The organism is Paraburkholderia sp. ZP32-5 (assembly GCF_021390495.1).
Taxonomy (GTDB): Bacteria; Pseudomonadota; Gammaproteobacteria; order Burkholderiales; family Burkholderiaceae; genus Paraburkholderia.
The window spans coordinates 2,907,778-2,931,045 of record NZ_JAJEJP010000001.1 but is presented as its reverse complement, the minus strand read 5'-3'; the positions used below and the strand labels follow the sequence as shown (position 1 = coordinate 2,931,045).

Below are 23,268 nucleotides of genomic sequence, written 5' to 3'. Positions count from 1 at the left end.
AAGACAGACTGTCGGAAATGGATGCAGCGCGCTCTCTCGAGGCAGACCCGCATCGGCGACGACACTGCGACGTTAAGGCCGCATCTGCCGTGTCGGGCAGGCCGACGGTCGCGGGACCCTGCAAGGAAGCGCGCGATGCACTGCGAACATGTGACGCCTCCCTGTGATGGTTTGAGGTGGAGAAACCGGACCAAGCCGGGTGGGACGAATGCCCAGAAGCCGAATATATCAGCAGTGCAGGGCGCTCGCAAACCTACGAGTTCGCGGTGTCGGAGAGCGTCGCGGGTCGGAAAGACAGCTTCACTGCCGCGCGCTGCGGAAATAGAAAAAGGGCCTACGCACTGCTGCGTAAGCCCTTTAGTCTTCGGTGATCGACACACCAAGAATCTGGTGGGTAGTACTGGGATCGAACCAGTGACCCCTGCCGTGTGAAGGCAGTGCTCTACCGCTGAGCTAACCACCCGAAGAGATTGAGATTATGTCAGGCTTTTACAGGTTCGTCCAGGACTTTTTAAGTAGTTTGCTCATCGGTTGCCGGAGCCGGTTCGAAGCGCCACACGCTTGCACCTTTGTTCGCTTTGTCGAGGTCGTCGAGCACTGCTTCGTGCGCGGCGATTTCATCAACATTCGCGGCGATCACGAGCAGTTCCAGCGACTCCAACGCGACGCGCGGCGCATGAGTATCGGTGCTGGTCTGCGCGTCGCCAAGCATATCGATGACGAGGCTTTCCTGGCCGCGCGTCATCGCCAGATAGACTTCCGCGAGCAGTTCCGAGTCGAGCAGCGCGCCGTGCAGCGTGCGGTGTGCGTTGCTGATGCCGAAGCGGTCGCACAACGCATCGAGTGAATTGCGTTTGCCGGGGAACATCTGCTTCGCTTGCGCGAGCGTGTCGATGATCTCGCCGCAGTGCTTGCTCACCGGCGGCAGTCCAAGCATCGCAAACTCGACGTCGAGAAAGCCGATGTCGAACGGCGCGTTGTGAATGATCAGATCCGCGCCCTGGATGAAGTCGCGAAACTGGTCGATGATCTCGCCGAACTTCGGTTTGTCGCTCAAAAACTCGGTGGTCAGTCCGTGCACGGCAAGCGCGCCCGGATCGCTGTCGCGTTCGGGATTGATATAGAAGTGCAGGTTATTGCCGGTGAGCCGGCGGTTCACCAGCTCGACGCAACCGAGTTCGAGAATCCGGTCGCCGCCGCGGGCGTTAAGGCCGGTCGTTTCGGTATCGAGGATGAGTTGACGCATGTCGGATTAGCCTGCTTCGAGAAAATTGCAGCAAAAAAGAGAAGGCGCCGATTGCGACGTACGTTGTCGCCGCAATCCGCCAGCTGGCTACATCTGCGCGAGCGACGCGACACCGCGATTGGCGAGCTGATCGGCGCGCTCGTTTTCCGGATGCCCATTATGGCCGCGCACCCAGCGCCATTCGACTTCATGTTGCGCGACGAGCGCATCGAGCCGCTTCCACAAATCAGAGTTCTTCACCGGCTGCTTCGCCGCGGTGATCCAGCCTTTCTTCTTCCAGCCGTGGATCCACTCGCTGATGCCTTTCTGCACGTACTGCGAATCGGTATGGACGATCACGTTGCATGGCCGCTTCAGCGCCTCGAGCGCGGCGATGACGCCCATCAGTTCCATCCGGTTGTTGGTCGTGTTGGCTTCGCCGCCGAACAGTTCTTTTTCCTGGCCGCCGAAGCGCAGCAGCGCGCCCCAGCCGCCCGGGCCGGGATTGCCCTTGCAGGCGCCGTCGGTATAAATGTCGATGTGATCGGGAGTCATTCGATGTGATTGCGTGTATTCGGTGTGGCAGCTGGCGCGAGGCCCGTGGCGAGCACGGGTTTTTTTACCTTGAGCGGCCCGACGAGGCGCATGCCGCGCACGCGCTTGATCGCCTTGATCATGTAGGTTGCGCCGAAAATCGGCCACCAGCGGTCGCCGGCGGCTTCCATGAAGCCGTAGCGCGAGAGCCACTGATCGCTCGCGAGCGGCGGACGATAGCAGCCAAAGCGTCCGCGTTCAAGGTCGAAGCCTAACAGTTTGATCCAGTCCTTCAGGCGCGTGAACGCGATCAGGTCGACGGCGGCGGGCACGAACGGGCGGCCTGCCATTTTGCCCATCGATTGCCGCACGCCCCACAGCGACAACGAATTGAAGCCGAGGATGATCAGTTGCCCTTCTGGCATCAGCACGCGCTCGGCTTCGCGTAGCAGCCGATGCGGGTCGCTGGTGAATTCCAGCGTGTGCGGCATCACGATCAGATCGACGCTCTGCGCTTCGAACGGCAGGTCGAGCAGATCGCACCAGACCGCGCTGCGTCCGCCCGGCGCGTGCAAGCCGGCGGCGCCTTGTGGGTCGCCGCCAACGCCGGCCGGGCGCGCGGCGCGAGGATACGTGTACGGCGCGCTGGTTCCGCTCGCGGCATCGAGCACGAGGCCGCGACACGGCATACGGTTTTCGCGCAGTGCGTCGAGTTGCGGCAGCCCGAGTTGCAACGCGTGATAGCCGAACACGTCCGACACCACGCGATCGAGCTGGGTCTGCTCCCAGTCGAGCACGTAGCGGCCGGGCGGTGAGTCCGTCCAGGCGGGCCAGTCTATAATCGCTCGGTCAGTCATATCAAGAATGCGTCGCCTATGAATGCGCTCGAGTACGTACCGGTCCCGGCGTTTGAAGACAATTACATCTGGGTCATTGCCGACGGACACCACGCGGTCGTCGTCGATCCGGGCGATGCCGCCCCTGTGCGCGCCTATCTGGCTCAACGAGGATTGCGGTTGAGCGCTATTTTACTCACGCACCATCATCAAGACCACGTCGGTGGATTGGCCGATCTGCTGAATGGCCAGCCCGTACCGGTCTACGGGCCCGCCGGAGAAGCGATCGAGCGTGTCACGCATCGTCTGGAAAACGGCGATCGCGTGACGATCGCGGCGCCCGCGCTCGAATTCAGCGTGCTCGACGTGCCCGGTCACACGAGCGGGCACATCGCCTATTTCCAGGCGGCGGACCCGCGTGGCACGCCGCACGTGTTTTGCGGCGACACGCTGTTCGCCTGCGGCTGCGGCCGGCTGTTCGAGGGCACGCCGGAGCAGATGCTCACGTCGCTCGATGCGCTCGCCGCGCTGCCCGGCGCGACCGAAGTGCATTGCGCGCACGAGTACACGCTGTCGAACATCCGTTTCGCGCTTGCCTGCGAGCCGCACAACGCCGAGCTGCAAGCCTGGCGTGACACGGCGACCGATCTGCGCGCGCGCCACGTGCCGACGCTGCCGACCACGATCGCCCACGAGCGCGCGGTGAATCCGTTCCTGCGCGCCGGCGAACCGGAGGTACAGGCGAGCTTGCGCGAGCAGTTGCACGAAACGGTGCCTGATCGTCTGACGGCCTTTACGCTGATGCGCGAATGGAAAAATCGCTTCCGTTGAAGTGACGCATTCGGCCGTTCCTCACGCGATGAATCGGAAAAATTCGCCAAGCCCAAGATTTGGTTGATTTTTTTCTCGATTTTCCAATTGACGGAAACGATGCCGTTTCGTACTATCGGCTGCAAATTCCAGCCCTTGTGGAAGCCGAGACGTTCATGCGATTTATCTTAAGTGCGTTGTTGGTCCTGACACTCGCCGCCTGCGCGAGTCAAGGACCGACGACGAATGCCAACAGCCCCGCCAGCCAGCAAGCCGTAGCCGACGCCCTCCGCAAAAGCGCCACCGCTAAAGAAACCATCAATGTCGATCAGGGCTCCGTCGATCAGTTGACGAGCCCGGACGCCGATCTATGGAGCCGCATCCGGCGCGGCTTCCAGATGCCGGACCTGCAAACCGACCTCGTCGACATGCAGCTCAACTGGTATCTGCAGCGTCCCGACTACGTGCAGCGCATGACCGAGCGCTCGCAGAAATACCTGTATCACATCGTCGAGGAGCTCGAAGCGCGCCATATGCCGACCGAGCTCGCGTTGCTGCCGTTCATCGAATCCGCGTATAGCCCGCAGGCACTATCGGTCGCGAAGGCCGCCGGCATGTGGCAGTTCATGCCCGGCACCGGCCGCACCTACAACCTCAAGCAGAACATGTGGCAGGACGAGCGCCGCGACGTGCTCGCGTCGACCAGCGCCGCGCTCGACTATCTGTCGAACCTGCACGACATGTTCGGCGACTGGCAGCTCGCGCTCGCCGCGTACAACTGGGGTGAGGGCAACGTTCAGCGGGCGATCGCGCGTAACGAGGCGGCGGGTCTGCCCACCGACTACCTGAGCCTGCGCATGCCGAACGAGACGCGCAACTACGTGCCGAAGCTGCAGGCGGTCAAGAACATCGTGATGAATCCGCAGATGTACGGGCTCACGCTGCCGGCGATTCCGAACCACCCGTACTTCGTGACGGTGACCACGTCGCACGACATCGACGTCGACGTCGCCGCGCGGCTCGCCAATATGTCGACTGACGAATTCCGTTCGCTGAACCCGTCGTTCAGGAAGCCGGTGATTCTCGGCGCGACCCAGCCGCAGATTCTGCTGCCGTTCGATAACGCCTCCGCGTTCGAGCGCAATCTGAAGGCGTATTCCGGATCGCTGTCGTCGTGGACCACCTATACGGTCGACCAGCGCGCAACGCCGGCGGCGATCGCGCAGAAGATCGGCGTCGACGCCGACACGCTGATGGAAGTGAACAAGATTCCGGTCGGCATGCGTCTGAAGCCGGGCTCGACGATCGTCGTGCCGCGCGGCTCGGACGATGACGAAGACATCAGCGCCGACGTCGCGGAAAGCGCGGTGCTCGCGATGGAGCCCGACGTTCCCGACACGCGCAAGATGCTGATTCGCGTGCGCCGCAACCAGCCGATGGCTGCGATCGCGGTGCGCTATGGTGTATCGGTCGGTCAGTTGAAGGCGTGGAACAAGACGCATCGCGATCAGGTGTCGCGCGGTCAGGTGATCGTGCTGCACGTGCCGGTCGGCAAAGCAGTGCCGAGCGAGCCGGGGCCGGAAAAGATCGCCACCGACGTACAGGGCGGCGGCGTCCAGAAGATCGGTACCCATGTCGCAGACACGTCCAGCGAATCGCGCTACGATAAAAAGAAAGGGCACAGCCGTTCAGCGATCGTCAAGGTGTCCGAGCCGGCTGGCAAGGCTGCCAGCGCGAGCAAGCCGGCGGCGCCCGCCGCCAGCAAGGGCAAGGTGACGAAAGTGTCGGCGTCTACGTCCGGCAAGGCGTCGAAGGCCGCGGCAGAGAGCCGCCCGAAGACCGCGGCCAACGCGAAGAAGAAGGGCAAGTAGACCAATAGCGGCTCCCACGGTAGTGACCACATGCGTTGCGGGGGCAGCGCATGGATTGCGCTCCGATCACGCACCGTGTTCTTCCAACGCCGTCACCCGAGGTGACGGCGTTTTTCATTGTGCAGACGTTTCAGGCGTGTTTGCCGCATTTCCTTTATTGTTCGTGCTTTGGCCGCGCCGGTAGCATCCGCTGCCGACCGTGCCGATACCTCCGGGCTTCACGCTATTTCCTCGCTCATGTCGTCAACCCAACTGCGCGTCTTTCTGCTTTTCTCCGCCGGCTATTTCGTTTCCTACGTGTTTCGCGGCGTCAATCTTGGCTTCGCGCCGTTCATCACGCACGATCTCGGCCTGTCGGCCGCCGATCTGGGCGTGTTGACCAGCCTCTATTTCCTCGGTTTCGCCGGCGCGCAGATTCCAGCGGGGGTGCTGCTCGATCACTTCGGCACACGGCGCGTGACGGCCGCCACGCTGCTTTTCGCGGCGCTCGGCATCTGGGTGTTCGGCGCCGCGCAGAGCCTCGGCATGATGATGATCGGGCGCTTGCTGATCGGCGTTGGCGTGTCGGTGTGCCTCGGTGCCGCGTTCAAGGCGCTTGCGCAGCATTTTCCCGCCGCTCGCCTGCCGCTGATGAACGGGCTCGTGATGGCGATAGGCGGCTTCGGCGGCGTGATGGTGGGCTCGCCGCTCACGTGGGTCCTTGGCTTCGCAAGCTGGCGCGCGGTCTGCATCGGGCTAGGTGTGCTGACGGTGACGGTGGCGCTTGCACAGTGGACGCTCGCGCCGGACGCGCGAGAAACCCATCGTCAGACGAGTATCGGCGCGCAGTTCAAAGGCACGTGGGATATTTTGCGCAGCGCGGCGTTCTGGAAAATCGCGTCGTTTTCGGTCGTCACGCAAGGCGTTTTTTACGCGATGCAGTCGCTGTGGGTGGGTGCGTGGCTGCGCGACGTGCAAGGCTTCGAGCCGCATGAAGCCGCCGCGCTCGTGTCGATTCTCGGCGTCGCGATGATGGCTGGTTGTGTCGGTTTCGGCGCGGCCGCGCGGAGCCTGGAGCGACTCGGCGTGTCGCTGTATGCGTTCTGCGGCATCGGCATGGCGCTTTACGTGCTCACGCAACTGCTGATCATGTTCAACGCACCGCTGCCCGCCAGCTTGCTGTGGGCGGCATACGGCATTTTCGGCGGGACCGGCATTCTGAGCTACGCGGTGATGGCGCGACACTTCCCGGCGCAGATGATCGGCCGCGTCAACACGACGCTGACGCTGATTCTTTTTCTGCTGATTTTTGGCTTTCAGATCGGCGTTGGCGCGGTGCTGTCACACTGGCCGGCGAGCGACGGGCATTATCCGCCGGTCGCGCATCTGACCGCCTGGGAAATTCTGGTCGCGTTGCAGGTGCTGAGCGCGATCTGGTATGTGCTGCCGGGCCGCCAGCTTGCCGGCCCGGCCGAAATGCGCGCCGAGCAGGAGGCCTGAGCGCGGTCTGACAAGGCTTCGATCCCCGGTCGAAGCCTTATCGCGAGAGTCGCGTCCCACTTGGGATTTGGAGGGAGGGGCGGTTTCAGGCTATAATTCCAAGGTTTGAGCTTATCAACCCGCACCCTAGCGCCTACCTCTCCCACACCGTTCATCCGCCGCGCTCCAATGGCGTAGCAAGAAGGGCCCACACACAGTCGAGCCGTCCACACAATGGACTTATCGCGCCCCTTGCAGCGTTACCGGCAGCACGCGAGCGAGTCTGCGCGCACGTCCCGGATGTGATCCAACGATGTGATTCGCTGCGGCTCGCAACCGGATAGACAGGTCGGCAACAGGGTGTTCCCCCAAGGAGTCTCCCGTGTTGCCGTCATTTTCTCCCGCTCTTCTCGCGCTCGCCGACGGCACGGTCTTTCGTGGTTATTCGATCGGCGCCCCCGGGCATACCATTGGCGAAGTCGTGTTCAACACGGCCATCACGGGCTATCAGGAAATCCTGACTGACCCGAGCTACGCGCGCCAGATCGTCACCCTCACGTATCCGCATATCGGCAACGTCGGCGTGAACGCCGAAGACGTCGAAGCGACGAAAGTCCATGCCGCCGGCCTGATCATTCGTGATCTGCCAGTTCTCGCGTCGAACTTCCGCATGGAGCGCACGCTCCCGCAATACCTGCTGGACGAAGGCGTGGTTGCCATCGCCGGCATCGACACCCGCAAGCTGACCCGTATTCTGCGCGACAAGGGCGCGCAGAACGGCGCGATCCTCGCCGGTTCGGACGACCAAGCCAAAGCCATCGAACTCGCGCGCTCGTTCCCGGGCCTCGCCGGCATGGACCTGGCGAAGGTCGTGTCGACGAAGGACACCTACGAGTGGACCACGACCGAATGGCGTCTGGGCGAGGGCTACGGCCAGCAGAAGGCGCCGAAGTACCGCGTCGTCGCGTTCGACTACGGCGTCAAGCAAAACATCCTGCGCATGCTTGCCGAGCGCGGCTGCCACGTCACCGTGCTGCCGGCGCAGGCTAGCGCCGCTGATGCGCTGGCGCTCAACCCGGACGGCGTGTTCCTGTCGAACGGCCCCGGCGATCCGGAGCCGTGCGACTACGCGATCGCGGCAACGAAGGAGTTCATCGAGCGCGGTATTCCGACCTTCGGGATTTGCCTTGGCCATCAGATCATGGGCCTCGCGGTCGGCGGCAAGACGATGAAGATGAAGACGGGCCATCACGGCGCGAACCATCCGGTCAAGGACCTCGACGACGGCCGCGTGATCATCACGTCGCAGAACCACGGTTTCGCGGTCGACGCCGACACGCTGCCGGCCAACGCCCGCGTGACCCACGTGTCGCTGTTCGACGGCACGCTGCAAGGCTTCGCGCTGACCGACAAGCCGGCATTCTGCTTCCAGGGTCACCCGGAAGCGTCGCCCGGTCCGCACGACATCGCGTATCTGTTCGACCGCTTCACCGCGTTGATGGACGCGCACAAGAGCGGTACGAACGCGGCGGCGTAAAGCGCCTTGCGGCAATGCGCGGCGCACTCGCCGCGCAACAGCGCGCGCAACGTGAACACGGCGCGCGCCGACGGAAAGAATTCAGGAATATTTAGCGAGAGCGTTATGCCCAAGCGGACAGACATCAAGAGCATCCTCATCATCGGCGCGGGTCCGATCATCATCGGCCAGGCGTGCGAGTTCGATTACTCGGGCGCGCAGGCATGCAAGGCGCTGCGTGAGGAAGGCTACAAGGTCATTCTCGTCAACAGCAATCCGGCGACGATCATGACCGACCCGAACACGGCCGACGTGACCTACATCGAGCCGATCACGTGGGAAGTGGTCGAGCGCATCATCGCCAAGGAGCGCCCGGACGCGATCCTGCCGACGATGGGCGGCCAGACCGCGCTGAACTGCGCGCTCGATCTGCATGCCCACGGCGTGCTGGCGAAGTACGACGTCGAACTGATCGGCGCATCGCCGGAAGCGATCGACAAGGCGGAAGATCGCCAGAAGTTCAAGGACGCGATGACCAAGATCGGCCTCGGTTCGGCCAAGTCGGGCACCGCGCATTCGATGGAAGAAGCGCTGCAGGTGCAGGCGAAAATCGCCGCGGAAACCGGCAGCGGCGGCTACCCGGTCGTGATCCGCCCGTCGTTCACGCTGGGCGGTTCGGGCGGTGGCATCGCCTACAACCGCGACGAATTCGAAGAGATTTGCAAGCGCGGTCTGGATCTGTCGCCGACCCGTGAACTGCTAATCGAAGAATCGCTGCTCGGCTGGAAAGAGTACGAGATGGAAGTGGTCCGCGACACCAAGGACAACTGCATCATCGTCTGCTCGATCGAAAACCTCGACCCGATGGGCATCCACACCGGCGACTCGATCACCGTCGCACCGGCGCAAACGCTGACCGACAAGGAATACCAGATCCTGCGTAACGCGTCGCTCGCGGTGCTGCGCGAGATCGGCGTCGACACGGGCGGCTCGAACGTGCAGTTCTCGATCAATCCGCAAGACGGCCGGATGATCGTGATCGAAATGAACCCGCGTGTGTCGCGCTCGTCGGCACTGGCGTCGAAGGCAACCGGCTTCCCGATCGCCAAGGTCGCCGCGAAGCTCGCAGTCGGCTACACGCTCGACGAACTGAAGAACGAAATCACCGGCGGCCAGACGCCGGCATCGTTCGAACCGACGATCGACTACGTCGTCACGAAGATCCCGCGCTTCGCGTTCGAGAAATTCCGCGAAGCCGATTCGCGTCTGACCACGCAGATGAAGTCGGTCGGCGAAGTGATGGCGATCGGCCGCACGTTCCAGGAGTCGTTTCAGAAGGCGCTGCGCGGCCTCGAAGTCGGCGTCGACGGTCTGGACGAAAAGACCGCCAGCCGCGACGAGATCATCCGCGAGATCGGCGAAGCCGGGCCGGATCGAATCTGGTACGTCGGCGACGCGTTCCGTGTCGGCATGACGGTGCAGGAAATTTTCGAAGAAACCGCGATCGATCCGTGGTTCCTCGCGCAGATCGAACAGATCGTCCTGAAGGAAAAGGCACTCGCGGGCCGTACGCTCGCGAGCCTCACGAAGGAAGAACTCAAGTATCTGAAGCAGAGCGGTTTCTCGGATCGGCGTCTCGCGAAACTGGTCGGCGCGAAGCCCGCGGAAGTGCGCGCGCGCCGTATCGAGCTGAACGTGCGTCCGGTGTACAAGCGCGTCGACACCTGCGCGGCCGAATTCGCGACGAAGACCGCGTACATGTACTCGACCTACGAGGAAGAGTGCGAAGCGAACCCGACCAGCAACAAGAAGATCATGGTGCTCGGCGGCGGCCCGAACCGGATCGGCCAGGGTATCGAGTTTGACTACTGCTGCGTGCATGCCGCGCTCGCGATGCGAGAGGACGGCTATGAAACGATCATGGTCAACTGCAACCCGGAAACCGTATCGACCGACTACGACACGTCGGACCGCCTGTACTTCGAATCGCTGACGCTCGAAGACGTGCTCGAAATCGTCGACAAGGAAAAGCCGGTTGGTGTGATCGTGCAGTACGGCGGCCAGACGCCGCTGAAGCTCGCGCTCGACCTCGAAGCGAACGGTGTGCCGATCATCGGCACGTCGCCGGACATGATCGACGCGGCCGAAGACCGCGAGCGCTTCCAGAAGCTGCTGCAGGATCTCGGCCTGCGCCAGCCGCCGAACCGCACCGCGCGCGCCGAAGACGAAGCGCTGAAGCTCGCCAGCGAAATCGGCTATCCGCTTGTCGTGCGTCCGTCGTATGTGCTGGGCGGCCGCGCGATGGAAATCGTTCACGAGCCGCGCGACCTCGAACGCTATATGCGCGAGGCCGTGAAGGTGTCGAATGACTCGCCGGTGCTGCTCGACCGCTTCCTGAACGACGCGATCGAGTGCGATGTGGATTGCATTTCGGATGGCGAGGCCGTGTTTATCGGCGGCGTGATGGAACACATCGAGCAGGCCGGTGTGCACTCGGGCGACTCGGCGTGCTCGCTGCCGCCGTATTCGCTGTCGGCACAGACCGTCGCCGAACTGAAGCGTCAGACCGCGGCGATGGCCAAGGCGCTGAACGTGATCGGCCTGATGAACGTGCAGTTCGCGATCCAGCAGGTGCCGCAGGCGGATGGCTCGAAAGAAGACGTCATCTACGTGCTCGAAGTGAACCCGCGCGCGTCGCGTACGGTGCCGTACGTGTCGAAGGCGACCAGCCTGCCGCTCGCGAAGATCGCGGCGCGCGCGATGGTCGGCCAGAAGCTCGCCGCACAAGGCGTGACGAAGGAGGTCGAGCCGCCGTATTTCAGCGTGAAGGAAGCGGTGTTCCCGTTCGTCAAGTTCCCGGCGGTCGATCCGGTGCTCGGACCGGAAATGCGTTCGACCGGCGAAGTGATGGGCGTCGGCAAGACTTTCGGCGAGGCGCTTTTCAAGTCGCAACTCGCGGCGGGTTCGCGTCTGCCGGAGTCGGGCACGGTGCTGCTGACCGTGATGGACGCGGATAAGCCGAAGGCGGTCGAAGTCGCGCGCATGTTGCATGAGCTCGGCTATCCGATCGTCGCGACCAAGGGTACGGCTGCCGCGATCGAAGCGGCGGGAGTGCCGGTCAAGGTCGTCAACAAGGTGAAGGACGGCCGTCCACACATCGTCGACATGATCAAGAACGGCGAAATTGCGCTCGTCTTCACAACGGTCGACGAGACCCGCGCCGCCATCGCCGACTCGCGTTCGATCCGCATGAGCGCACAGGCGAACAAGGTCACTTACTACACGACGATGTCCGGCGCACGGGCGGCGGTCGAAGGTCTTCGCTATCTGAAGAACCTGGAAGTCTATGATTTACAAGGACTCCACGCTCGCCTAAACTAAGGCTTCGAGTATTAATCCAAGATGTACGTGCCGCGGTTAAGCGGCGTTCCGCAGGTGCTGCGGCCCGGGTTTCTCCCGGGGCAGCAGCTTTCGCGGAATGCACTTAACCGCGGTGATTTTTTTTATGGCCGTTTTTTGCCTCCAGAGTTGTTTATGAGCACTATTCCATTGACTAAGCGCGGCGCAGACATGCTGCGCGACGAATTGCAGCGTCTGAAGTCGGTTGAACGTCCGGCCGTCATCAACTCGATCGCGGAAGCACGTGCTCAGGGCGATCTGTCGGAAAATGCGGAATACGACGCGGCGAAGGAAAAGCAGGGCTTCATCGAGGGCCGCATTGCCGAAATCGAATCGAAGCTCGCGGGCGCGCAGGTAATCGATCCGTCGCAAGTCGACGCGGACGGCCGTGTGGTGTTCGGCGCGACGCTGGAACTCGAAGACCTCGAGTCGGGTGCGTCGGTCAAGTATCAGATCGTCGGCGACGACGAAGCGGATATCGATCACGGTCTGATCTCGATCAGCTCGCCAATCGCACGCGCGTTGATCGGCAAGTCGGAAGGCGACGTCGCATCGGTGCAAGCGCCCGGCGGCGTGCGCGAATACGAGATTATCGCGGTGAGCTACGTCTGAGGATGGCACCGGTGTCCGTGATGCCGCATCGATTTTTCCGCCTGCTGACCGTGGTATGGGTCGGTAGTCTGCTGACTATCGGCTATGCCGTGGCGCCGGTGCTGTTCACCACACTCGACCGCGTCACTGCCGGCGAGATTGCCGCGCATCTGTTTCGCATTCAGGGTGTAATCGGTGTGGTCTGCGGCATTTTGCTGTTGGGTCTCGCCAACTTGCTGGTTCGACGCGGCAGCGATGCTTATCGTCGCTTGCGCTGGCTGATCGTTGGTATGCTCGTATGCGTGCTGGTTGGCTACTTCGCGTTGCAGCCATTCATGAACGCGATGCGTGTGGCCGCGTTAGAGGCGGGTAGCGACGTTGGCCATTCCGTTTATGCGACGCGCTTCGGCATCCTGCATGGCGTATCGAGCCTGTTCTATCTGATCGAGAGCTTGCTGGGTCTCGCGCTCGTATGGTTGTTGCCGGGGAATGTCGACGTGACGGCTGAGGAAGGCAGCGCGCGGAAGATCGAGCGTCGATTGGTATGAGCGGCTGTTTGCCTGTGCTTTGAAGCGTCTCGCCCGAATTGGTTTTGCGTAGCGCGCTGGGCGGCGGGCATCATCTGCTACTGACGGACTTGGCGCGTGGCGAATCGCCGCGGGTCCTGCTCTCAGCTTCGTCTCTTTCGCGTCAGTATCAGCCTCGGGCGACGCATCGAGCCTGTCATTTGAGCCATGCCTTTCATGCGACGTGCGGACGGCCGTCCGCACCTGCCACGTTCCCGCTTATTTCGACGACTGATGCGAACGCTTCGCGCTGGTTTGACGCTTCTTCGCGCGCTTGATGTTGCCGCCCTGCGTGACGCGTTCATTGCCGCGCACCAGCACCGCTTTCGCTCGCGGCTTGCGCATCGGCACGTCGGTTGGCTTCACGACCTTGACGACGCGCGGGGCGCGGCCCTTGGCCGACTGCGTTTCGCTTGCCGCTTCGCGAGCGCTCGGCAGCGCACCGCGCTTTGCCTTCACGGCCGGTTGTGCCGCTTCGGGCTTCCAGATCACGAGCAGCTTGCCGATATGCTGAATCGGTGCGGCGTTTAGCGTGTCGCAAATTTCTTCGTAGATTGCGATGCGTTCCTCGCGCTCATCGCCGAACACGCGGATTTTAATGAGCTGGTGCGCGGCAAGGTGAACCTTGATTTCGGCGAGCACAGCTTCGGTCAAGCCTTCGGCGCCGACGAGCACGACCGGTTTGAGCGCATGTGCCAGGGAGCGCAACTCGGCGCGTTGGTCGGAAGAGACTTTGAGGGCTGGCATGGAAAGTGGGAGACTCGACTAAAATGGCGGCTCCTGCGTTTTCGTCCGGTGAGGATCGAGCGACTCGGACAGCTTGATTCGGCAGGGCGCGCGTCAGAACAACAGAATCGCGGATGGCCGCCTGTCTGGCGGTGGCCGCGCGAATTAACCGCGTATTATCCCCTAAAGCGCGACACGACGCAGCAACAGTTCAATCTTTAATGGCAAAAAACAAGTTCAATACTGCGTGGCTGCATGACCACATCAACGACCCGTACGTGAAAATGGCGCAGCGGGAGGGTTATCGCGCCCGCGCGGCATACAAACTCAAGGAAATCGACGAACAGGACAAACTGATTCGGCCTGGGCAGGTCATCGTCGATCTCGGCTCCACGCCGGGCAGTTGGAGCCAGTACGCGCGCAACAAGCTGGCGCGGGGCACGCAACGCAACGCCGAGCGGGAAGGCGGTATCGACGGCACGATTATTGCGCTTGATATTTTGCCGATGGAGCCGGTGGCCGACGTCCACTTCATTCAGGGCGATTTCCGCGAAGACTCGGTGTTGGTCCAGCTCGAAGAATTGGTCGGCGAGCGGCAGGTGGACCTTGTAATTTCGGATATGGCACCCAACCTGTCCGGAGTGGCGATTGCGGACGCTGCGCGGATCGAGCACCTATGTGATCTTGCGCTCGAATTCGCGCAGAATCACCTCAAACCGGATGGCGCCCTTTTAGTCAAATGCTTTCACGGCAGTGGCTATAGTCAGATTGTCGAAAAGTTCAAGCGCCAGTTTAAGGTGGTGGCGGCCCGCAAGCCGAAAGCGTCGCGGGATAAATCGTCAGAAACATTTATTTTGGGTAAGCATTTGAAGCGTCCCGCGTAAGGCTTGTTGAACGGCCGGCGTCTGTCAGTAAGGGGCCGGATGCTCCGCAAAGCGGCGTAAAGCGGCCCGCTACGCTATTTCCGCGGTAGCGAAACGTTATGGCAGGGGTCTGCGGACTGGATTAGAATGCTTTCGTGGTGCCGCAAGGCAAATGTAGGCGCCCGTCTAAGTGAAGGAGTGGTGCTTTGAACAACAATATGTTTTCGAAGGCAGCAGTGTGGTTGGTGATCGCACTGGTGCTATTTACGGTGTTCAAGCAGTTCGACAAGCCCCGTGTCCAGGAAGGCGTTTCCTATTCGCAGTTCATGGACGACGCGAAGAACGGCAAAGTCAAGAACGTCATTGTCCAGGGGCGAAATCTCACGGTCACTCCGGCTGACGGCCAGAAGTACCAGATTGTGTCGCCCGGCGACATCTGGATGGTCGGCGATCTGATGAAGTATGGCGTCCAGGTGAGCGGCAAAGCTGACGACGAACCCAACGCACTGATGTCCGTGCTGTATTACCTCGGGCCGACGATTCTGATCATCGGATTCTGGTTCTACATGATGCGACAGATGCAGGGGGGCGGGAAGGGCGGTGCATTCTCGTTCGGCAAATCCCGCGCGCGTCTGATCGACGAGAACAATAACGCAATCAATTTCACCGACGTCGCCGGTTGCGACGAAGCCAAGGAAGAAGTCTCGGAACTCGTCGATTTTCTGCGCGATCCGCAGAAATTCCAGAAGCTCGGCGGTCGGATTCCGCGCGGCGTGCTGCTGGTCGGCCCGCCGGGAACTGGTAAGACGCTGCTCGCGCGCGCAATCGCCGGCGAGGCGAAGGTGCCGTTTTTCAGCATTTCGGGTTCGGACTTCGTTGAAATGTTCGTCGGCGTTGGCGCGGCTCGTGTGCGCGACATGTTCGAACAGGCCAAGAAGCACGCACCTTGCATCGTGTTCATCGACGAAATCGACGCGGTCGGCCGCCATCGTGGCGCCGGCATGGGTGGTGGTAACGACGAGCGCGAGCAGACGCTGAATCAGATGCTGGTTGAAATGGACGGCTTCGAGGCAAATTCGGGCGTTATCGTGATTGCCGCGACGAACCGTTCCGATGTGCTCGACAAGGCGCTGTTGCGTCCGGGCCGCTTCGACCGCCAGGTCTACGTTGGATTGCCGGATATCCGCGGTCGCGAACACATCATGAAGGTCCACCTGCGCAAGGTGCCGATTTCGAACGACGTCGACGCGGCAGTGATCGCGCGCGGTACGCCTGGTTTCTCGGGCGCCGATCTTGCGAACCTCGTCAACGAAGCGGCGCTGTTCGCGGCGCGCCGCGGCAAGCGTATCGTCGAAATGACGGACTTCGAGGACGCGAAAGACAAGATCTTCATGGGCCCGGAGCGCAAGTCGGCCGTGATCCGTGAAGAATCGAAGCGTGCTACCGCGTATCACGAGTCGGGCCACGCGGTGATCGCGAAGCTGTTGCCGAAGGCCGATCCGGTGCACAAGGTCACGATCATTCCGCGCGGTCGCGCGCTGGGTGTCACGTGGCAACTGCCGGAGCACGACAACGAAACGTATTCGAAGGACTACCTGCTTGACCGTCTCGCGATCCTGTTCGGCGGCCGTGTCGCCGAAGAGCTGTTCCTGAACCTGATCAGTACCGGTGCGTCGGACGACTTCAACAAGGCGACGCAGACGGCTCGCGCAATGGTCGCGCGCTTCGGCATGACCGATGCGCTCGGACCGATGGTCTACGTCGACGACGAAAACGACGCTTCGCCGTTTGGCCGCGGTTTCACGCGGACCATTTCGGAAGCGACGCAACAGAAGGTCGATGCGGAAATCCGCCGGGTGCTCGACGAGCAGTACACGCTTGCGCGGCGTCTGCTGGAAGAGAACCGTGACAAGGTCGAAGCGATGACTGCCGCACTGATGGAATGGGAAACGATCGACGCCGATCAGATCAACGACATCATGGCAGGCCGTCCGCCGCGTTCGCCGAAGAGCTCGCCGCCGTCGGCAAGCGACGCCTCGTCGGGTGGCAGCCCGGGTACCGAGGTCAAGCCGGGCAGCGCGACTGCGCCGGCCTGATCGGCAATCAGTAGAAAGTGCGGGCCGGTGTGTAGCACACCGGCCCGTTTTGCATTTATCCGTTCTGAGTGAAGCACTGCTACGTGTCGAAAGTCGATTTTTCTTCCGCTCCCCTTCCAGAGCCGCTTCAATGCGGTCGCTTCAAGCTGACCTTCGAACGCCCGTTGATCATGGGCATCCTGAATGTCACGCCCGATTCTTTTTCCGATGGCGGTCAATACGCGATGCGCGACGATGCATTGCGCCAGGCCGAGCGCATGTTGCTCGACGGTGCGGACATCATCGATATCGGCGGTGAATCGACGCGCCCCGGCGCGCCGCCGGTCCCGCTGGACGAAGAGCTCGAGCGCGTGATTCCGCTCGTCGAACGGCTGCACGGCGCCAATGTGCCGTTGTCGGTCGATACGTATAAGCCGGAGGTGATGCGGCACGCATTGAGCGCGGGCGCCGATATGATCAACGACATCTGGGGCTTCCGGATGGTCGGCGCGATCGACGCGGTACGCGACAGCGACTGTGGCCTTTGTGTGATGCATATGCTCGGCGAGCCGCAGACCATGCAGCTCGGCGAACCTCAGTACGACGACGTCGTCAGTGACGTGCGCCGCTTTCTCGAAGAACGCGTTACCGCGTTGCAGCAGGCCGGAATTGCGCGCGCGCGCATCAGCGTCGATCCGGGGTTCGGTTTCGGCAAGGCCGTGGTCGAGCACAACTACGTGCTGCTCGCGCATCTGCGGGACACGGCTCCGCGCGCGGCGTCGCCGTATCCGATTCTCGCGGGCGTTTCGCGCAAATCGATGATCGGCGCGGTGATCGGGCGCCCGGCGCCGGAGCGCGTGGCCGGCAGCGTCGCCGCGGCGGTGTGCGCGGCTGAGCGAGGTGCCGCGATTCTGCGCGTACACGATGTCGCGCAAACAGTCGATGCATTGAAAGTTTGGGCAACCCTGCGCGACGCGGCGAACAGCAGCCGCGCGCACGGTTGAACCCGCAGCCATATAGAAGGAGTTAAAACATGGCACGTCGTTACTTCGGAACGGACGGGATTCGGGGCAAGGTCGGTGAAGGGCCCATTACGCCGGAGTTCGTGTTGCGCCTCGGCTATGCGGCCGGCAAGGTGCTGGCAGGCGCGGACCACTGGGCCAAAACCGGCACCCGGCCGACCGTGCTGATCGGCAAGGACACCCGGGTGTCCGGCTATATGCTCGAAGCCGCGCTCGAATCAGGCTTCTCGGCGGCTGGTGTCGACGTGATGCTGGCCGGCCCGATGCCGACGCCCGGAATCGCGTACCTGACGCGCGCGCTGCGGCTCGCCGCGGGCGTCGTGATCAGCGCATCGCATAACCCGTACTACGACAACGGCATCAAATTCTTCTCGGCCGACGGCAATAAGCTGCCGGACGACGTCGAGGCCCAGATCGAGGAGCAGCTCGAACAGCCGCTCGCGTGCGCGTCCTCCGAGCGGCTGGGTAAGGCGCGGCGACTGGACGACGCGGCCGGCCGCTATATCGAGTTCTGCAAGAGCACATTCCCGGCCGCGTACGATCTGCGCGGCATGAAGCTGGTCGTCGATTGCGCGCATGGCGCCGCGTACGACGTCGCGCCGCACGTGTTCCACGAACTCGGCGCCGAGGTGATTCCGATCGGCGTCGCGCCGAACGGCTTCAATATCAACGATGGCGTCGGCGCAACCGCGCCGGACGCGCTGGTTCGCGCGGTACGTGCGAATCACGCGGACCTCGGCATCGCGCTGGATGGCGACGCCGACCGTCTGCAGATCGTCGATGCGGATGGCCGTCTCTATAACGGTGATGAACTGCTGTACGTGCTGGTCAAGGATCGCATCGCGACCGCGGGACATGTCGAAGGCGCGGTCGGCACGCTGATGACCAACATGGCCGTGGAAGTCGCGCTGCACAACGCCGGCGTGAAGTTCGTGCGTGCCGCGGTCGGCGACCGCTACGTGCTCGAGCAGTTGCGCGAGCATGGCTGGCAACTCGGCGCGGAAGGCTCCGGCCATATTCTGTCGCTGGATCGTCATTCGACCGGCGATGGCATCGTGTCCGCGCTGCTCGTGCTCGCGGCGATGCAGCGCAGCGGCAAGTCGCTCGCGGACCTGCTCGACGGCGTCACGCTGTTCCCGCAGAAGCTGATCAATGTGCGCATGAAGCCCGACGCGGACTGGAAGGAAAGCGAAGCGATCCAGCGTGCGATCGACGCCGCCGAAAGCGCGCTGGACGGCCATGGGCGCGTACTGATCCGCGCGTCGGGCACCGAGCCGGTGCTGCGCGTCATGGTCGAGGCGCAGAACGTTGCCGACGCGGTACGGCATTCGGAAGCGATTGCCGAGGCGGTGCGGGTAGCGACGGCCTGATTGATCATCGGCTCGTTCGCGGATACCCAAAGCCAGAAAGCGGCGGATCGTGGGTCGAGCCGCCCGGCGGATACCGGGCGGCGCGCGTAACAGCGCCCGTCCGGAACTAGCCGACGAACGAGCGAGCGCCCGATTGCTCCAGATTCAATTTCTTGGCAACGGATCCGTATCGCAGCATTCCCAAATGCTGATCGCGGTTTCATTCACCACGCAAACGTTTTACCTTTCTATTTTACCCACCTGACGCGCAAACCGATGCCCAATGCATCACACAGCGCATCACACGGAACGCCAATTCCGTCTTTCCAGTACCTTTCGCACAGTAATATCACTGTCACATCCGTTTCACGTTAAGTCACGGTTTTGTCATAAAGAGACCCTAAGCTTCGCGGTGTTCGTGTTACACGCTCACACCACACGCTTACACCCCTTGGAGGTCTCATGAAATTGATGCACACCGTGTTCGCTGGCGTCGCTGGCGCGCTTTTCGCAATCGCAGCGCAAGCAGCAGACATCACCGGCGCGGGCAGCACGTTCGCAGCACCGATCTACACGAAGTGGGCCGACGCCTACCAGAAGTCGGGCGGCGGTAAAGTGAACTATCAGGGCATCGGCTCGGCAGGCGGCATCAAGCAGATCGAGGCAAAGACCGTCGATTTCGCTGGCTCGGACGCTCCGCTGACTGACGACGACCTCGCGAAGAACGGCCTGTTCCAGTTCCCGACGGTAGTCGGCGGCGTGGTGCCGGCAGTCAACATTCCTGGCGTGAAGCCGTCGGAACTGGTCCTGTCGGGCCCGGTGCTCGGCGATATCTACCTGGGCAAGATCAAGAAGTGGAACGATCCGGCGATCGTTGCACTGAACCCGAAGCTGAAGCTGCCGGATCTGGACATCGCCGTGGTTCGCCGCGCTGACGGTTCGGGCACCAGCTTCATCTGGACGAACTACCTGTCGAAGGTCAACCCCGAGTGGAAGACCAAGGTCGGCGAAGGCACCACGGTCAACTGGCCGACGGGTACGGGCGGTAAGGGTAACGACGGCGTCGCGGCATTCGTGCAGCGTCTGCCGGGTTCGATCGGCTACGTCGAATGGGCGTACGCAAAGCAGAACCACATGACCTATGCTGCGATGAAGAACGAGTCGGGCGTAGTGGTCGAGCCGAAGACGGAGACGTTCAAGGCAGCGGCTGCTGGCGCGGACTGGTCGAAGTCGTTCTATCAGATCCTGACGAACGAGCCGGGCAAGGACGCATGGCCGGTCGTCGGCGCGACGTTCGTGCTGCTGCACACGACGCAGGACAAGGCTGCTGAAGGTACCGAGACGCTGAAGTTCTTCGACTGGTCGTTCAAGAACGGTGGCCAGGCTGCCAACGATCTGGACTACATCTCGCTGCCGGCATCGGTCGTGTCGGAAATCAAGACGCAGTGGAAGCAGAAGGTGAAGGACTCGGCTGGCAAGTCGATCGCCGAGTAAGGCGCGTGTAACGCGGCACGCTTCGAGCTGATCGCGCGCCGCGTTTCGTAGCAGATTGGCCGTCCTCCGGTGAGGACGGCCAATGACATTAGCCCGGCATTCGCCGCAGCGTCACCTGCCGCCCGACCCAGGTCGTCCGGCAACTGGAAACAGGTCTCTCAGGCTCTCATGTCCGATATTCAGCTAGCGTCCGGCTCGAGCCGGGCCACTCCGCCTGGCAGCGCCTCTCAGCAGAAAGCGCCTGGCCGCTCCGGCGATGTGATCTTCGGCGGCCTCGCACGCCTTTCCGCCATCATTACGCTGCTGCTGCTCGGCGGCATCATCGTCTCGCTGATCATCTCCTCGATGCCGTCGATTCGCGAGTTCGGCCTGTCATTCCTGTGGACCGCCGTCTGGGATCCACCCAGCAAGCAGTTCGGCGCGCTGGTGCCGATCTACGGCACGATTGCCACATCGATCATTGCTCTTGTCATCGCGGTGCCTGTCAGCTTCGGCATCGCGCTTTTCCTGACCGAACTTTCGCCCGCGTGGCTGCGCCGGCCGCTCGGTATCGCGATTGAGCTGCTCGCCGCGATTCCGTCGATCGTGTACGGCATGTGGGGTCTGCTCGTGTTCGCGCCGATCTTCGCGACGTGGTTCCAGAAGCCGCTCGGCGCGGTGCTCGGCGGCATTCCGTTCGTCGGCGCGCTGTTCTCGGGCCCGCCGATCGGCATCGGCATTCTGTGCGCGGGCGTTATTCTCGCGATCATGATCATTCCGTACATCGCGTCGGTGATGCGCGACGTGTTCGAAGTCACGCCGGTGCTGCTGAAGGAATCGGCGTACGGCATCGGCTGCACGACGTGGGAAGTGATGTGGAAGATCGTGCTGCCGTTCACCAAGACCGGCGTGATCGGCGGCGTGATGCTCGGCCTCGGCCGCGCGCTGGGTGAGACGATGGCGGTCACGTTCGTGATCGGCAACACCAACCTGCTCGACAACATTTCGCTGTTCTCACCGGGCAACAGCATCACGTCGGCGCTCGCCAACGAGTTCGCGGAAGCGGACCCGGGCCTGCATACGTCGGCGCTGATGGAACTCGGCCTGATCCTGTTCGTGATTACTTTCATCGTGCTATCGATTTCGAAATTCATGCTGCTTCGTCTCGAGAAAGGGGAGGGCGCGAAATGAGCGGGCCGTCCCTGAATATGCCGGGTCTGAAGGACGGCGCGGCGCTCGAAGCGACGCGCACGCGCCTGCAAGGACGCCGCCGCTTCACCAACGCGATCGCGCTGACGATGTCGCTCGCCGCGATGGCCTTCGGTCTGCTGTGGCTCGTGTGGATTCTCTATACGACGCTGCGGCTGGGTATCGGCGGTCTGTCCGTCGAGCTGTTCACGCAGTCGACGCCGCCGCCGAACACCGATGGTGGCGGTCTCGCCAACGCGATCGTCGGCAGCCTGATGCTGGTCGCGCTCGCGACTTTCGTCGGCACGCCGATCGGCATCATGGCCGGTGTCTATCTCGCCGAATACGGCCAGAAGGGCTGGCTCGCGAGCCTTACGCGCTTCATCAACGACATCCTGTTGTCGGCGCCGTCGATCGTGATCGGTCTGTTCGTCTACGCGCTCGTCGTCGCGACGATGGGCCACTTCAGCGGCTGGGCCGGTGTGCTCGCGCTGGCGCTGCTGCAGATCCCGATCGTGATCCGCACCACCGAAAACATGCTGAAGCTGGTGCCGAACGCGATGCGTGAAGCGGCCTTCGCGCTCGGCACGCCGAAGTGGAAGATGGTGCTGTCGATCACGCTGAAGGCGTCGATCGCGGGCATCGTGACCGGCGTGCTGCTCGGCGTCGCGCGGATTGCCGGCGAAACCGCGCCGCTGCTGTTCACCGCGCTGTCGAACCAGTTCTTCTCGGTCGATATGAGCCAGCCGGTCGCGAACCTGCCGGTCACGATCTACAAGTTTGCGATGAGCCCGTTCGCGCAGTGGCAATCGCTCGCGTGGGCCGGTGTCTTCCTGATCACGCTCGCGGTACTGGGACTGAACGTCCTCGCGCGCACGGTCTTCTCGAACAAGTAAGGGCGGAGTGTAATCCGATGAATATGGCAGAAACCCAACTCAATCCGATCGGGCACATGAGCGCGCCCGCGGGCTCCGACCCCGAGCAAAGCGGCCAGGCGCATGCGCCGGCTCGTCCGAAGATCGAGGTCAACGACCTGAACTTCTTCTACGGCAAGTATCACGCGCTGAAGAACATCAATCTGCAGATTCCGGAAGGCAAGGTGACCGCGTTCATCGGCCCGTCGGGCTGCGGCAAGTCCACGCTGCTGCGTACCTTCAACAAGATGTACGCGCTTTATCCGGAGCAGCGCGCCGAAGGCGAAATCCTGATGGACGGCGAAAACCTGCTGACGACGCGACGCGATATCTCGCTGTTGCGCGCGCGTATCGGCATGGTGTTCCAGAAGCCGACGCCGTTTCCGATGTCGATTTACGACAACATCGCATTCGGCGTGAAGATGTTCGAAACGCTGTCGCGCTCGGAAATGGACGACCGCGTCGAATGGGCGCTGACGAAGGCGGCGCTGTGGAACGAAGTGAAGGACAAGCTCGGCCAGAGCGGCTACGGCCTGTCCGGCGGTCAGCAGCAGCGTCTGTGTATCGCGCGCGGCATTGCGATCCGTCCCGAAGTGCTGCTGCTCGACGAACCGTGCTCGGCGCTCGACCCGATTTCGACGGGCCGCATCGAAGAGCTGATCGCCGAGCTGAAGAGCGACTACACGGTCGTGATCGTCACGCACAACATGCAACAGGCGGCCCGCTGTTCGGACTACACTGCCTATATGTACCTCGGCGAACTGATCGAATTCGGCGACACCGAAAAGATCTTCATCAAGCCGGTCCGCAAGGAAACCGAGGACTACATTACTGGACGCTTCGGCTGATCGG

Annotated in this window: 19 protein-coding genes and 1 tRNA gene; 15 read left to right on the top strand and 5 right to left on the bottom strand. The window is 62.4% G+C overall.

What is annotated here, in order from left to right; genetic code table 11:
• Positions 1-388 precede the first annotated feature (388 nt).
• The 4 genes from L0U82_RS12450 to L0U82_RS12435 form a co-directional block, all read right to left on the bottom strand.
• Positions 389-463 (bottom strand) — tRNA-Val (locus tag L0U82_RS12450).
• Positions 464-511: 48 nt separating this feature from the next.
• A complete protein-coding gene (gene dnaQ / locus L0U82_RS12445; RefSeq protein ID WP_233831407.1) occupies positions 512-1,246 on the bottom strand; it encodes a DNA polymerase III subunit epsilon in 735 nt (244 codons plus the stop codon).
• 87 nt (positions 1,247-1,333) lie between these two features.
• A complete protein-coding gene (gene rnhA / locus L0U82_RS12440; protein WP_233831405.1) occupies positions 1,334-1,780 on the bottom strand; it encodes a ribonuclease HI in 447 nt (148 codons plus the stop codon).
• Positions 1,777-2,616: a class I SAM-dependent methyltransferase gene (locus L0U82_RS12435; RefSeq protein ID WP_233831403.1), complete on the bottom strand. Its 840-nt coding sequence runs from the start codon at positions 2,614-2,616 to the stop codon at positions 1,777-1,779. Before L0U82_RS12435 ends, rnhA begins: the two co-directional genes overlap by 4 nt.
• A gap of 18 nt (positions 2,617-2,634) precedes the next feature.
• Between L0U82_RS12435 and gloB the strand changes: the two genes are divergently transcribed.
• From gloB to L0U82_RS12400, 7 genes are all read left to right on the top strand, one after another.
• Positions 2,635-3,426, top strand: coding sequence for a hydroxyacylglutathione hydrolase (gene gloB / locus L0U82_RS12430; RefSeq protein ID WP_233831402.1), 792 nt, complete (start codon positions 2,635-2,637; stop codon positions 3,424-3,426).
• Between the two features lie 155 nt (positions 3,427-3,581).
• Entirely contained in the window at positions 3,582-5,276 is a 1,695-nt protein-coding gene (locus L0U82_RS12425; RefSeq protein ID WP_233831400.1) for a transglycosylase SLT domain-containing protein, read from the top strand.
• A gap of 237 nt (positions 5,277-5,513) precedes the next feature.
• Positions 5,514-6,755, top strand: coding sequence for an MFS transporter (locus tag L0U82_RS12420; protein WP_233831398.1), 1,242 nt, complete (start codon positions 5,514-5,516; stop codon positions 6,753-6,755).
• A gap of 361 nt (positions 6,756-7,116) precedes the next feature.
• The gene (gene carA / locus L0U82_RS12415; RefSeq protein WP_233831396.1) at positions 7,117-8,271 is read left to right on the top strand and encodes a glutamine-hydrolyzing carbamoyl-phosphate synthase small subunit; all 1,155 of its coding nucleotides are present in this window, start codon (positions 7,117-7,119) and stop codon (positions 8,269-8,271) included.
• A 105-nt stretch (positions 8,272-8,376) separates the two neighbouring features.
• Entirely contained in the window at positions 8,377-11,631 is a 3,255-nt protein-coding gene (gene carB, locus L0U82_RS12410; RefSeq protein WP_233831393.1) for a carbamoyl-phosphate synthase large subunit, read from the top strand.
• A 153-nt stretch (positions 11,632-11,784) separates the two neighbouring features.
• On the top strand, positions 11,785-12,261 hold the full coding sequence (greA, locus tag L0U82_RS12405) for a transcription elongation factor GreA (protein WP_233831390.1): 477 nt from the start codon (positions 11,785-11,787) through the stop codon (positions 12,259-12,261).
• A 20-nt stretch (positions 12,262-12,281) separates the two neighbouring features.
• Positions 12,282-12,788: a DUF4149 domain-containing protein gene (locus L0U82_RS12400; protein WP_233831388.1), complete on the top strand. Its 507-nt coding sequence runs from the start codon at positions 12,282-12,284 to the stop codon at positions 12,786-12,788.
• Between the two features lie 237 nt (positions 12,789-13,025).
• Here the strand turns inward: L0U82_RS12400 and L0U82_RS12395 are convergent, their stop codons facing one another.
• Positions 13,026-13,553, bottom strand: coding sequence for a YhbY family RNA-binding protein (locus L0U82_RS12395; protein WP_233831386.1), 528 nt, complete (start codon positions 13,551-13,553; stop codon positions 13,026-13,028).
• 200 nt (positions 13,554-13,753) lie between these two features.
• On the opposite strand from L0U82_RS12395, the gene L0U82_RS12390 reads away from it, so the two are divergent.
• The 8 genes from L0U82_RS12390 to pstB all read left to right on the top strand — a co-directional run bounded on the left by L0U82_RS12390 (position 13,754) and on the right by pstB (position 23,264).
• Positions 13,754-14,416, top strand: a complete 663-nt coding sequence (locus L0U82_RS12390; protein WP_233833251.1) for an RlmE family RNA methyltransferase — start codon at positions 13,754-13,756, stop codon at positions 14,414-14,416.
• A 185-nt stretch (positions 14,417-14,601) separates the two neighbouring features.
• A complete protein-coding gene (ftsH, locus tag L0U82_RS12385; RefSeq protein WP_008919304.1) occupies positions 14,602-16,491 on the top strand; it encodes an ATP-dependent zinc metalloprotease FtsH in 1,890 nt (629 codons plus the stop codon).
• 83 nt (positions 16,492-16,574) lie between these two features.
• On the top strand, positions 16,575-17,474 hold the full coding sequence (folP, locus tag L0U82_RS12380) for a dihydropteroate synthase (protein ID WP_442793615.1): 900 nt from the start codon (positions 16,575-16,577) through the stop codon (positions 17,472-17,474).
• A gap of 29 nt (positions 17,475-17,503) precedes the next feature.
• The gene (gene glmM / locus L0U82_RS12375) at positions 17,504-18,862 is read left to right on the top strand and encodes a phosphoglucosamine mutase (protein ID WP_233831384.1); all 1,359 of its coding nucleotides are present in this window, start codon (positions 17,504-17,506) and stop codon (positions 18,860-18,862) included.
• A 441-nt stretch (positions 18,863-19,303) separates the two neighbouring features.
• Complete coding sequence (gene pstS / locus L0U82_RS12370; protein ID WP_233831382.1) at positions 19,304-20,335, top strand: phosphate ABC transporter substrate-binding protein PstS; 1,032 nt, start codon at positions 19,304-19,306, stop codon at positions 20,333-20,335.
• A gap of 168 nt (positions 20,336-20,503) precedes the next feature.
• A complete protein-coding gene (gene pstC, locus L0U82_RS12365; protein WP_233831379.1) occupies positions 20,504-21,505 on the top strand; it encodes a phosphate ABC transporter permease PstC in 1,002 nt (333 codons plus the stop codon).
• Entirely contained in the window at positions 21,502-22,398 is an 897-nt protein-coding gene (gene pstA / locus L0U82_RS12360) for a phosphate ABC transporter permease PstA (protein ID WP_233831377.1), read from the top strand. Before pstC ends, pstA begins: the two co-directional genes overlap by 4 nt.
• Positions 22,399-22,454: 56 nt before the next feature.
• Positions 22,455-23,264: a phosphate ABC transporter ATP-binding protein PstB gene (pstB, locus tag L0U82_RS12355; protein ID WP_442793636.1), complete on the top strand. Its 810-nt coding sequence runs from the start codon at positions 22,455-22,457 to the stop codon at positions 23,262-23,264.
• The last annotated feature ends 4 nt before the right edge of the window (positions 23,265-23,268 follow it).